This is a genomic window from Buttiauxella sp. S19-1, assembly GCF_022134725.1.
Lineage (GTDB): Bacteria > Pseudomonadota > Gammaproteobacteria > Enterobacterales > Enterobacteriaceae > Buttiauxella > Buttiauxella ferragutiae.
On sequence record NZ_JAHWLU010000055.1, the window covers coordinates 1 to 12,868 of the forward strand.

12 protein-coding genes are annotated in these 12,868 nt (G+C 47.2%); 3 read left to right on the forward strand and 9 right to left on the reverse strand.

Features of this window, described 5'->3' with window-relative positions; all coding sequences use genetic code 11:
- From MES37_RS13420 to rfaD, 5 genes are all read right to left on the reverse strand, one after another.
- A partial coding sequence (locus MES37_RS13420; protein WP_237931727.1) for a glycosyltransferase family 2 protein occupies positions 1-885 on the reverse strand: 885 nt, incomplete at its 3' end.
- A gap of 21 nt (positions 886-906) precedes the next feature.
- Positions 907-2,001, reverse strand: a complete 1,095-nt coding sequence (locus MES37_RS13425; protein ID WP_237931729.1) for a glycosyltransferase family 9 protein — start codon at positions 1,999-2,001, stop codon at positions 907-909.
- A 6-nt stretch (positions 2,002-2,007) separates the two neighbouring features.
- Entirely contained in the window at positions 2,008-2,985 is a 978-nt protein-coding gene (rfaC, locus tag MES37_RS13430) for a lipopolysaccharide heptosyltransferase RfaC (RefSeq protein WP_237931730.1), read from the reverse strand.
- A complete protein-coding gene (gene rfaF, locus MES37_RS13435) occupies positions 2,985-4,034 on the reverse strand; it encodes an ADP-heptose--LPS heptosyltransferase RfaF (protein ID WP_064541776.1) in 1,050 nt (349 codons plus the stop codon). Before rfaF ends, rfaC begins: the two co-directional genes overlap by 1 nt.
- A gap of 16 nt (positions 4,035-4,050) precedes the next feature.
- Positions 4,051-4,983 carry an ADP-glyceromanno-heptose 6-epimerase gene (rfaD, locus tag MES37_RS13440; protein ID WP_121814615.1) on the reverse strand — a complete coding sequence of 311 codons (933 nt, stop codon included), beginning with the start codon at positions 4,981-4,983 and terminating at the stop codon, positions 4,051-4,053.
- 219 nt (positions 4,984-5,202) lie between these two features.
- On the opposite strand from rfaD, the gene kbl reads away from it, so the two are divergent.
- Positions 5,203-6,399 (forward strand): glycine C-acetyltransferase, encoded by a 1,197-nt coding sequence (gene kbl, locus MES37_RS13445; RefSeq protein WP_064541769.1) that lies wholly within the window; start codon positions 5,203-5,205, stop codon positions 6,397-6,399.
- Positions 6,400-6,409: 10 nt separating this feature from the next.
- Positions 6,410-7,435 carry an L-threonine 3-dehydrogenase gene (tdh, locus tag MES37_RS13450; protein ID WP_064541766.1) on the forward strand — a complete coding sequence of 342 codons (1,026 nt, stop codon included), beginning with the start codon at positions 6,410-6,412 and terminating at the stop codon, positions 7,433-7,435.
- A gap of 51 nt (positions 7,436-7,486) precedes the next feature.
- Here tdh and MES37_RS13455 read toward each other — a convergent pair whose 3' ends face one another.
- Both MES37_RS13455 and MES37_RS13460 read right to left on the reverse strand, forming a co-directional pair.
- Positions 7,487-8,407, reverse strand: a complete 921-nt coding sequence (locus tag MES37_RS13455; protein ID WP_121814612.1) for a hypothetical protein — start codon at positions 8,405-8,407, stop codon at positions 7,487-7,489.
- The gene (locus MES37_RS13460; protein WP_133523063.1) at positions 8,400-9,632 is read right to left on the reverse strand and encodes a glycosyltransferase; all 1,233 of its coding nucleotides are present in this window, start codon (positions 9,630-9,632) and stop codon (positions 8,400-8,402) included. The genes MES37_RS13455 and MES37_RS13460 overlap by 8 nt, the downstream gene beginning before the upstream one ends.
- Before the next feature lie 186 nt (positions 9,633-9,818).
- Between MES37_RS13460 and MES37_RS13465 the strand changes: the two genes are divergently transcribed.
- A complete protein-coding gene (locus tag MES37_RS13465; RefSeq protein WP_121814610.1) occupies positions 9,819-10,628 on the forward strand; it encodes a glycosyltransferase family 2 protein in 810 nt (269 codons plus the stop codon).
- Here MES37_RS13465 and MES37_RS13470 read toward each other — a convergent pair.
- Both MES37_RS13470 and envC read right to left on the reverse strand, forming a co-directional pair.
- Positions 10,619-11,581 (reverse strand): divergent polysaccharide deacetylase family protein, encoded by a 963-nt coding sequence (locus tag MES37_RS13470; RefSeq protein WP_370090677.1) that lies wholly within the window; start codon positions 11,579-11,581, stop codon positions 10,619-10,621. The genes MES37_RS13465 and MES37_RS13470 overlap by 10 nt on opposite strands.
- A gap of 3 nt (positions 11,582-11,584) precedes the next feature.
- Complete coding sequence (gene envC / locus MES37_RS13475) at positions 11,585-12,868, reverse strand: murein hydrolase activator EnvC (protein ID WP_064541754.1); 1,284 nt, start codon at positions 12,866-12,868, stop codon at positions 11,585-11,587.

A 12,868-nucleotide genomic window follows, 5' to 3' on the forward strand; every position in this document is an offset into this window, starting at 1 on the left:
GCTTAAACGTACATTCGGTGATGATAAAAACCTAAAGGTCCATGTTTCTCTAATATATTTTCGCACAATATCCATTTCATCAGACTTTTGTAAAAGTTTGGTGTGTTTTAAATAAACATCTAACCAATGACACAGAATGAGTGGATAAAATTTTTTTTCTAATAACTCAGTCATTTTCTCAGTGCAAATAATTAAATTAGTGAGCTTTTGTCTATCGGGTGAATTAGATAAACTACCTGATCGTTTAATGTAAAAATAATGACCTTTACGTAAGAAGTATATTTTTTGTGAGCTGGACAGTATATTGGGGAACACAAAAAAATCTTCATAGCATGTCATGGAGGGAATGATGTTCTCCAGGTAGTATTCGCGTTTAATGAATTGACCAATTAAATGTGCTTGTATATCTTTATGAATTAAAAAGCGCATGATGGCTTCATCACGTGAAAGTTTTTTTGGTTCTTGGTTTTGCCATTTATAATCGATGTTACTTAACTCTCGAACTTCTATTAACTTGGTAAGTAACATATCCGGACGTTTTTCTTTCAGAAAGTCAACCAGTATGGGCAATGAGCCATGCTTCATTAAATCATCACTATCAAGCATAGTGATGTAATCTCCCCGAGAATTTTCTATTCCAAACTGACGAACCTGACCGATATTTTGAAAGTTGACTTTGAAAAGTTGCACCTGTGTATGGTCTGCTGAAAATTTGCGAATAATTTCCCCGGTAGAGTCGTTGGAACTATCATCAATCAGGATGACTTCGATCCCCGAAAAATTATTCCCACAAGCATCCTGCAAATTTTTTAGTGTTCCAGATAGCGTTTTTTCACTATTATGTGCAGCAATGATAATACTTAGAAAAACTTTGCTATCAGTCATTAGTAAGCTCATATCAAATAATTATGCACTGTGAGACGTTTTTTTTACAATTAACTGAGTATTAATAAATGTATGTATTTTTTTAAGATCATCCTCAGTTAATGCAAACATCTCTTCTCTTGTACGGTCGAAATAATAAGGCGCTTCGAAGATGTATGACTTTTCATACACTTTGCTGCCAATCAGTAACACATTCCCCAGAGGACGTTGCTCCGCAATACAGCATGGCCCATAAATAAGAACAATTGGGACTCCTACTGCATCGGCTATGTAAACATTTCCCGAGTCTGACGCGATATAGAAATCCATTTTACTGATAGCGAAAGGGACATCTTCTAAAGGAAGTTCGCCAACCAGGCTAACAATATCCTCTCGCATCCCGACTTCACGATGTAGATCATCTAACCAGACTTGTTCGCTTTGAGGGCCAAAAACATAATAAATACAATTTAGCCCCTGTAATGCATCAAAAATTTTCTTCCAGACTTCTGAAGGGATAGTTTTTGATTTGTTTCCTGCAGAAATGCTCAGACCTATTTTGATCACGTTTTGTTTATCAAGTGATGCAGGGTAGGTCTGCGGTTTTCTTAATGGCAAAGTCGCATGCTTCGGAGAGTCTCGCCAGGTCAGGTTACGATCCGCAAGTTTAAGGTAATCATCTACGGTTAATTGGTCTTTGCGATGTTCTACAACGCCATTTGCCGTCAGATAAAACAACGCATGATACCAACGGCGGGTATAGGTAGATAAAAACTGCTTATTGGCGGCATTACAGACTGAAGCGAAGAAAAGATTAGTGCTGTTAGGTTGTAGCAAGTAGATATTTTCATATCGATTTAACAACTTAACAGCGAGGCGAAATTTGCGCCACAGACTCTTTTTATGCTCTTCGATCAGAAAAATAGTATTAATAGTTTCATCATATTTGGCCAACGGAAGAACAGTTTTGCTGATTAAAACATCGCTATGTTTCAGGTGGGCAAGTACAGGGGTGACATTGACGAAGTCACCTATTTTTGCCGTTTGAATCAGCAAGTTTCGGCCTGTTTTTTTATAAAACAGTTTCCCGAACAACTTGAACGGGAGAAAGAGTATGAAGAGGAATAGATAGCTCATTAATGGTTATTCTGCTGCTATGTGGCTAATTTTCTGGAGTGCGATAAACGTATCTGCAGCGGTAATGTTAGCCATGTTTTTGTCTGCGCCTCGTATTTCGTTCTGATTTTCACCGTAACCACCAATCAAACCCGGATCGGTAGGGCCATACAACGTTATGTTCGGCCGATTTAGTGCTGCTGTCAGGTGGCTAAGCCCTGTATCAACTGAAACAACAGCTCTGGCTCCGGCAAGTTGTTTGGCGACTTGCTCAAGCGATAAGCGCGGCAACACCTCAACATTATCAAATCCGTCAGCTAAACGGATTGCTCGTTTGTGCTCGTGCTCCGCACCCCACGGGAGTTTAATACGTAAGCCCTTTTTGTGCATTAATTGAATAAGATTTCGCCAGTGTGATTCCGGCCAGTGCTTTTCATCGCGAGTCGTTGCGTGAAGGAAAATGAAATATTCCCCCACATCGGAGGAGGCTGTCGCCTGAAAGTGCTTCGCGATGGCGTAATCGCCCTGAGCAGCTGGTTTCTGGTAACCCAGACTTTTGGCGAACAACTCACGTGTGCGTTCAACCGCATGTTGTTGCTTCGCGATGGCGTGACGACGATTGTAGAACAAGCTGGCCAGCGGTTCACGGGCGCTGTTCCAGTCCATGCCGTGTTTTTCCCCTCTGGCTTTTCTGGTAACCAGAGCGGCACTCTTTATCAGCCCCTGAGCATCAATGACAGCGTCGTAGTTTTCAGTTCGCAGTGCCTGGTAGAACGCTGCTCGCTCAGTTTTTACTGGGGCCGAAAACCAGCTTTTACGCCAGCGACGAATTGCGACTGGGAGAACTTTATCGACAGCAGGGTGCCAGCCTGGGATTTGTGCGAAACCTTCTTCTACAACCCAGTCGAAGCGGATGCCGGGAATGGCCTGCATGGCATCCGTAAGTGCAGGCAACGTATGCAGGACATCACCCATTGATGATGTTTTGACGATCAATACCCGCATTACGCTTCCTTCTCCGCCAGTAACAGTGCGGTTAGCTCATCCATCACGCGTTCGGGCGTAATATCAATCAAGCTCTGATGATAGCCTTCTGCGGCGTCGCCTTTACGGACTTTGTGATAGCCACTAATAAGACGAATAACTCGCGCTTTATGCGACAACGGTGGAGTAAAGTCGGGGCTACTTGGGCCATATAATGCCACAAGCGGGCGATTGAGCGCGGCTGCAACGTGCATCAGACCTGAATCATTGGACACCACAGCCTGACAAGCCGCAATTAAAATAACGGCTTGCTCAAGCGCCGTGTCACCCGCCAGATTGCGGCAATGAGCCTGCTGCTGTGTGGTTAACGCGGCGACGATATCATTTCCGGCTTCTTTATCTTTTGCTGAACCAAACAACACCACCTGATAACCGTCATCAATGAGTTTGGCTGCCAGGGTTGCGTAGTGATAGTGCGGCCAGCGTTTAGCTGGGCCAAATTCGGCGCCAGGGCAAAAGCCGATAATCGGCCGAAGTGCATCGAGATTAAAGGCCTGACAAGTCTGCATTTTTTCCCCATCGTTAACCTGTAGTTGAGGCCACAGTAACGGTTGGGGAAGATCTTTCGCGGACTGCATTTTGCCTTTGTCATAAGCCAGCGCAATGTAGCGCTCGACCATTAATGGCCAGGCTTGTTTGTCCAAAACGCGGGCGTCGTTGAGTAGCCCATAGCGCATTTCCCCACGCCAGCCCGTGCGGTGTGGGATGTTGGCAAAGAATGGAACAAGTGCTGACTTAAATGAATTTGGCAGCACATACGCCTGATCGTAACGTTTAGCACGCAGGGAGTGCCCAAGACGACGACGTTCTCCAATTTCCAAAGCACCATGCCCCAATGGCATTGATAGTGCTTCGTTAATTTCCGGCATACGTGATAGTAATGGACGGCACCATGCCGGTGCCATCACATCAATGATTGCCTGGGGATAGCGCGCTTTGAGCGTGCGATAGAGACTTTGCGACATCATCATGTCGCCCACCCATGACGGGCCAATCACCAGTATTTTCATGCGTCAGGCTACCTGCTTATGCGTCACGGTTCAGCCAGGCCATATATTCTGTTACGCCTTCGGCAACAGTTTTGAATGGCTTGTCGTAACCTGCGGCACGCAGATTGGTTAAGTCGGCCTGAGTAAACGCCTGATAGCGGCCTTTGAGTTTTTCCGGGAACGGAATGTACTCAATGCTGCCTTTTTTATGGAAAGCGAGAGCGGCATCAGCAATAGCCTGGAATGATTCTGCACGACCGGTACCGCAGTTATAAATACCGGATACGCCGTTTTGCCAGAACCACAGGTTCACTGCGGCGACATCGCCTACATAGATGAAGTCGCGTTTAAAGCTATCGCTACCTTCGAACAGTTTTGGATTTTCGCCGTTGTTCAACTGGGTATTCAGATGGAACGCAACGCTTGCCATGCTGCCTTTGTGCCCTTCGCGCGGCCCGTAGACGTTGAAGTAACGGAAACCAGTAATCTGTGAGCTTGCTTCAGGCAAGATTTGACGTACATATTCATCGAACAGGAATTTTGAATAACCGTAAACATTCAGAGGCTGCTCGAATTCACGTGACTCGATAAAATCGCTGTTGCGGCCACCGTAGGTTGCAGCGGATGAGGCATACAGGAACGGAATTTCGCGCTCCAGGCAGTAATGCAGAACTTCTTTTGAGTACTGATAGTTATTATCCATCATGTACTTACCGTCCCACTCGGTGGTGGAAGAGCATGCACCTTCATGGAAGATGGCTTCAATTTCGCCTAATTCTTCGCCGGCCATAATCTGGATTAAGAAGTCTTCTTTATCCATGTAATCGGCAATATTTAAATCCACAAGGTTAGCGAACTTAGTGCCATCCTTCAGATTGTCTACAACCAGGATATCCGTAAGACCGATATCATTCAGTGATTTGATGATGTTGCTGCCGATAAATCCGGCACCACCGGTGACAATGATCATAAGCGTAACCTTAACAAATTAGGGGGCAATGAGGCCCAATACCTCACGCGTTAATGACTCCTATCATACCATCACCCGAATTGTCTTTCCTAATAACCCGAATCTGGAAAGCACCTCGTGATTTATGCTGAAAATTCCAATTTCATTGAAACGTCATCTCGTCTCCTGGTATAGGTTTGGGTAATATGTTCCGAAATTAGCCATGCCTGGAGAATCACAATGCGCGGAGATTTTTACCAACAGTTAACATCCCAACTTGAAACCGCACGCGCGGAAGGGTTGTTTAAAGAAGAACGTATCATTACTTCAGCCCAGCAGGCTGATATCACTGTTGCTGATGGCAGCCACGTTATTAACTTCTGCGCCAATAACTACCTGGGGCTTGCTAACCACCCGCAACTGATTGATGCCGCGAAGCAGGGCATGGATAAACATGGTTTTGGGATGGCTTCTGTTCGGTTCATTTGTGGAACACAAGACAGCCACAAAGAGCTAGAAGGCAAGCTTGCCAGCTTCCTGGGAATGGAAGATGCGATTCTTTATTCTTCCTGCTTTGATGCCAACGGCGGTCTGTTTGAAACTCTCCTCGGCCCAGAAGATGCGATTATTTCTGATGCGCTGAACCACGCTTCTATTATTGATGGTGTGCGTCTGTGTAAGGCTCAGCGTTATCGTTATGCCAACAACGACATGCAGGAACTTGAAACTCGCCTGAAAGAAGCGCGTGCGGCAGGTGCTCGCCATATCATGATCGCCACCGATGGTGTGTTCTCTATGGATGGTGTGATTGCTAACCTGAATGGGGTTTGCGATTTAGCCGATAAATATGACGCGCTGGTCATGGTTGATGATTCTCATGCGGTCGGTTTCGTGGGTGAAAACGGTCGTGGTACGCATGAATATTGCGATGTGATGGATCGTGTAGACATTATCACCGGCACGTTGGGCAAGGCTCTGGGCGGCGCTTCCGGTGGTTACACTGCGGGTCGTAAAGAAGTGATTGAGTGGCTGCGTCAGCGTTCTCGTCCTTATCTTTTCTCCAACTCTCTGGCTCCTGCTATTGTTTCTGCATCCATCAAAGTGTTGGAAATGCTGGAAACTGGCGCTGAGATGCGCAATCGCTTATGGGCGAATGCCAGCCTGTTCCGCGAGAAAATGTCCGCGGCTGGTTTTATTTTGGCCGGTGCCGATCACGCCATCATCCCGGTGATGTTAGGCGAAGCGGTTGTGGCACAGAATTTTGCTCGTGAGCTGCAAAAAGAAGGCATTTATGTCACTGGGTTCTTCTACCCGGTAGTACCAAAAGGTCAGGCGCGTATCCGTACTCAGATGTCTGCGGCTCATACCACAGAGCAAATTGAACGTGCGGTTGACGCATTTACGCGTATCGGTAAACAGTTGGGCGTTATCGCCTGAGGGAGCGGTCATGAAAGCATTAGCGAAACTGAAAGCAGAAGAAGGCATCTGGATGACAGATGCGCCTAAGCCAGAAATGGGTCATAACGATCTGCTGATCAAAATCCGTAAAACTGCGATTTGCGGCACCGATGTGCATATCTATAACTGGGATGAATGGTCACAAAAGACTATTCCGGTTCCAATGGTTGTCGGTCACGAATATGTTGGTGAAGTGGTCGGCATCGGCCAGGAAGTTAAAGGCTTTAAAATTGGCGATCGTGTTTCCGGTGAAGGCCATATTACCTGTGGTCACTGTCGTAATTGCCGTGCGGGCCGTACGCACCTGTGCCGTAATACGACTGGCATCGGTGTAAACCGCCCTGGATGTTTTGCAGAATATTTAGTGCTGCCTGCTTTTAATGCTTTCAAAATCCCGGACAACATTTCTGACGATCTGGCTTCTATCTTTGACCCGTTCGGTAACGCTGTTCACACCGCGCTGTCATTCGATCTGGTTGGTGAAGATGTTCTGGTTTCTGGTGCCGGCCCGATTGGTATTATGGCGGCGGCTGTCGCTAAACATGTTGGTGCGCGTAATGTCGTGATCACCGATGTGAACGAATACCGTCTGGAGTTGGCGCGTGAAATGGGCGTGACCCGTGCGGTCAACGTCAGCAAAGAAAATCTGACCGACGTAATGAAAGAGTTGGGCATGACCGAAGGTTTTGATGTTGGTCTTGAGATGTCCGGTGCTCCACCGGCGTTCCGTACCATGCTCGATACTATGAACCACGGTGGCCGTATTGCGATGCTGGGTATTCCGCCATCAGATATGTCTATCGACTGGACGAAAGTCATCTTCAAAGGTTTGTTCATCAAAGGTATTTACGGGCGTGAGATGTTCGAAACCTGGTACAAAATGGCGGCACTGATCCAGTCTGGCCTGGATTTGTCACCGATCATCACTCACCGTTTTGGAATCGATGATTTCCAGAAAGGGTTTGATGCCATGCGTTCCGGGCAGTCTGGCAAAGTCATTCTTAGCTGGGATTAATCGCGCGACGATAAGTTAGAAAAGGCCGGGAAACCGGCCTTTTTCACATCTTTATTCGCTTGCGGTCTGCTTTTCAGCATCCGTCAGGTAACGCACTTTTCGCGTGTAATCTTGCCCTTTAAACAGCAATTCACTCTCTGGTGAGACAAGATACTTTTGCCATTCTGAAAGTGGGAAGCCGCCATGTGCACCGATGACTTCTTTTGGGATCACCGCCGGGGTACCACCGATGCGTTTTGAGACAGGCCAGTTCACCCAGTCACCTAAATTTACGGTTTTGAAATCCAGCAAGTCGAGAAGTGCAGCTAAAGGCAACTGATCTGTTGGGGGTTGCGAATCATCCATCAGTTCCCAGGTATCCTGGAACAGAGCCAACCAAAGTGGGCATAACCGGTGCCAGGTGCTGTGTGTTGCAGCAAGAAAGGCGCTATTTACGTGATCCTGGAGAGTGGGGCGAATCGTTCCTTGATAATAGGCTGGTGCTTTTCCTGCTGGAGCATTTGCCAGTTTAGCGATCATTTTCCCCTGGCGAAAACTGGAATACAGCGTGTTTTCTTCGACTTCAAGCTTCGGCATCTGCAAAAGATTAAGATCGGAATCAATGATCAACGAGCCTTCTGTGCTGGCATATAGCGGAGCCTGAATCTTTATCAGGCGGCTACGATAAATTTGTTTGAAGCGATAGCTGTCATCTCTTTCTGGAACGTTCAACGTAACAACCCGGGCTTTACCTGGCAAATCGGTAAAGGCACTGGCTGGTTGATCGGAGACGATGACAATTTCTTCAAGTTGCGGCGCGAAACGGTCAGCAAAAACCGCAGAAAGCGTACCTTCTTCAATATAATCTTTGCCAACGCATGGGATCACAACGGAGGTTACTGGGACGGTTTTAGCCCCGCTAACCGCCTGAGCCAAAGGAATATTATGTCGCGCCGTAATATGGCGATATTTTGGATTCAGAAATTTAAACATTTTCATTCCGGGTTGGTTTTACTGCGCCAAGTACGGCTTCGACACCGGCAACATAGTGCTCGATCGCATAATTATTAATCACGCGCCGCCAGGCCTGCTGAGTTAAGGCATCACGTAACGCGCTATCTTGCCACACTTGCTGAAGTTGTGAAGCGAGCTTAATGGTATCGCCATAAGGGTAGAGCAGGCCAGTGCGGCCTGAGTCGATTAACTCCGCAGTCCCCGTCACATTTGAACCGATAACTACCGTTTTAAGCAACATGGATTCGAGAATAACGCGCGGTAACCCTTCGCTTTTTGATGCAAGAATAAAGGCATCAAATGCGGCCAAATAATCCAGCGGGTTATTACGAAAGCCAGTAAAGATGATGCGATCGGCAAATCCGTAGTCAGCGGCCTGGCGCTTTAACTTTTCGCGATCGCTCCCTTCACCCACCAGGACAAATTTCCATTTTGCTTCGGGATGTTGCAGTTGAAAACGATGCAATGCTTCAAGCGTATGGTGGCAGGATTTTCTTGGAATCAACGACCCAATACTACCAAATAAAAATGTGCCATCTTCAATGCCTAGTGACCGACGTATTGCTATACCTGATGGGAGTGGCTGGTGAATATCAATGGCGTTTGGGACCGTAACACAGAGTGATTTCTTCACGCCATGATTGAGCAGCACACTCTCCACGCCATGAGAAACAGCAATCACGGCATCGCTGACACGGTTTACCACTCTGGTTATCGACTGACTCATCACCGGCTCAATGCGACAGTGTTGAACGACTGCAACATCAAGAGGCTCCGCTGCCAAATAACCTTCCAAATTGGAACCAGGCTGGTTATTCATGTACAGAATTTCGTAGCCATCTTTTTGCAATCGCTGGCGCAAAGCCGTGGCATTCGGTTTGATTCGCCATTGTTTATCAATATATGCCGTGATCTTTTTACGCCCAGACTTGCTGAAAAACAAAAATGCTCGCGCGACTTCTTTGCTGATTTTTGCCCAGCCAGGTTGTTTGCGTTGAGGAATGAAAATGACAGGAATCTGAATGCTGCTCAGCACGCTCTCAATGGTTTCACCTTCACCACGCGCATAGTTGTAGTAAAAGCAGCACGTGATATCAAACCGTTGGCGGTCAATACGTTTGAGCAGTTCCAACATACTATTGGTACCGCCTCCCCACTCTTTACCGTTATCCAGTAAGAGAATCTTATGCCGCTGTTGCGTCATCGTCGACCAGCTCCTGTAGCATTATTCAACGCGGCATTATAAAGGCAGTATTGAGTGATAACTAACGCTTTTGATGACTCTTTTACGGGAGGAATTAATAATATAAAAATTCGAATCCGGATTTCGAATTCGCAGCTACAATTATTCACCATGATATAATTGATTTTTTGTTATGGCATAATGGCTATGTTTAAAATATCAGTTTGTTTACTGACTTATAACTCTGCACGTCTGCTTCACGAAGTATTGCAGCCATTAATATCAATTGCAGATGAAATCATTATTGTGGATTCGGGGAGTAGTGATGAAACTATTAATATTTCTCGTGGTTATGGTATTGAACCTATATATCACCCATTTAACACGCACGGTGAACAAATGAACCATGCTACCGGGCTTGCGAGCCATGACTGGGTGTTATGTATGGATAGTGATGAAATTCTTGATGAGCAGACAACCGCTTTTATCCTTAAGCTCAAGCAGGGTGAAGAACCTGAACAAGGGCAGGCATGGCGTTTTTCGCGCTACTGGTTTGTACTCGGAGAACAGGTGCGAACCATTTATCCCATATCCTCACCGGACTTCCCGGTGCGTTTGTATAACCGTCGGCAGACGCGATTTAACGATCGTCCGGTAGATGATCAAGCTGAGGGGTTTATTAACTCATCTGTTATTCCTGGTTTTGTTCGCCATGATACCTTTTATACTATTCATGAGGTTTTCAATAAATTAAACACTTATACGACTCGCCTGGTCATAAATAAAAAAATCAAGCCCTCATTGCTGAGGGGCATAATAAGTGCCATCGGTGCATTTTTTAAATGGTATTTGTTCAGTGGGGCGTGGAGGAAAGGGCGAGTGGGGCTTGTTACAGGTTTGTATGCCACTTTCTATAGTTTTCTAAAATACTTCAAGGCCTGGTATTGGGACGGAAAATTAAACAGCAATACGTGCAGAGAAAATCCTTCCTCTGCACGCCCACAAAATCAGGATTGAGTAGCCTTTAACGATTTATCCCAGCCTTGCCACTGGTGTTGCATGTACTTCAACAACTGGCTTTGGCTGATGCTTTCGCCGATCACGCTAAAGAATGTCGTTGCATAGACGGGTTGCAAAGGTTGTTTAGGCTTACATAAATTCACACCTTTGAACGGATTACGCGGTTGTTCAGCTGGTTTGCCTGGCGCTACAGGACGCGTGTTATTTGGTCTTGAGGTATCCACCTGAGGCTCATTGAGCAAGCTACTCGGGCGCACCAGCGTGATATCTGCCGGTAAGCTATAGACCATCTGTTGCAGAACACGCACGGTCGACGGATGAGGATGACCAATGGCAATCGCTGAGCCATTTCGACGGGCCAACTCCACCGCACGATTAAACTGAAAACGAATATCGGCTTCGTTTTGAGTGTCATCCAGGAACACTTTACGTTTGATCACTTTGACGTTAGTACCGGCCGCCGCCCGCATCGACTGGCTATTTCCTATCGTCATACTGTCAAGAAAATAGAGATTGTATTGCCCTAATGCCTGCATCACTTTCTGCATGCCGAACAGGCTGGATGTCATCGCGCTACCCATATGGTTATTCAACCCCACGGCATAGGGAACATCATTGACAGCTTCGCGGATAATACGCTCGATTTCGCCGCTGCCCATATCCGGGCGCAGCGTGTCTTTTTCCAGCGGCTGTTTACTCAGGGGGGCCATCGGCAAATGAATCAGGACTTCATGCCCGGCATTATGCGCTTTAGTGGCCATTTCACGGGCGTGAGGAGCATTGGGTAAAACTGCGACGGAAATGTTGGCAGGCAGGGCGATAACTTTGTTTTCTTGCGCGGGGCGATAACCGAAGTCATCTATTACAATTGCCAGCTTTCCAGCGTAAACGGGGGTTGTCAGCATGAGTGTGCTGACGAGAGAGAAAAACACACGACGGAATTGAAGCAAAACTTATCTTCCCAACCACGGTTGTGGATTGACGGCCTGGCCCTGGCGACGAATTTCGAAATAAAGTGACGGGCGGCCCTGACCGCCACTGTTGCCTACCAGTGCAATAGCCTGGCCGGCGCGAACTTGTGTTCCAACATTAACCAGTGCGCTCTGGTTATAACCATACAAACTCATATCGCCTTTACCGTGTTCAACGACAACCACGAGGCCGTATCCCTGTAGCCAATCGGCAAGGATTACACGCCCATCAGCAATAGCTTTAACTTCAGTGCCTTCACCTGCGGAGATAACAATCCCTTTCCAACGTAGCTCACCTTGAAGCTGTTCGCCATAGCGATGCAGGATTGAACCGCGAACCGGCCAGAAGGCTTGTCCACGCGGTGCACCCAGGCCACCAGTGCGCGAGATCAAAGAACGTTCGCTTTCTGTTGGTTTATAGGTACTGCCTTTGCTGGTTGCTTCCTTTTGGCGAGTTTTAACTTGCTCAGCTTCACGGGCTTCTTTTTCCGCTCTCGCTTTGGCAGCGGCTTCTGCACGGGCAATTTGCCCCTGAAGGCGCGCCTGGTTCTGGCGCATTTCGCTCAGCTTTTGCTGATCTTGTTGCAAAGAGGATTCGAGAGTGGAGAGCGTTTTTTTACGTTCGTTACGCGCACCTTCAAGCTTGCTTTGTTGAGCTTGCTGTTCGTAAAGCAGCGTCTGTTGTTCGGTTTGCTTAGACTCCAGACTGGCTTTTTGCTCATCAACTTCCGCTTTAGTCTGCTTAAGCTGTTCAATAGTTTCCTGACGCGCGGCGTTCAGGTAGCCGAAGTATGCCTGCAAGCGTTGCCCGCGCTGGCTTTCTTCACCGCTTAAAATCAGCTGGATGCCAGTATGTTGCCCCTGGCGGAATGCGGCGTCGAGTTGAGCGGCCAGATTACGTTCCTGCGATGCCTGCTGTTTTTGCAGTTTCGCGAGGGAAGCATTCATGGTGGCAATTTGGCGATTCAGATCGGCAAGCGTGTTTTGCGTTTCGCGCAGTTTGCGGCTGGCTTCGGCAATCGCTTTTTCTTGTGCCTGGAGTTGAGCAAGCAAGGCGGAACGTTGCTGCTGTTGCTGGCGTACCGCGCGTTCTTTCGTTGCAATATCCTGCTGGATAGATTTCAAATCGGCGCGATCGTCTGCATGGCTGGGAAACGGGCATAACAATACGCCAGCGCTTAGAACGCTGGCGTAGATCATAGGCCTGACTGAAAACGCTTTCGGTTTCACGGCCCATGTTATTGAAAAAATCGCCTTTCCCCTCAT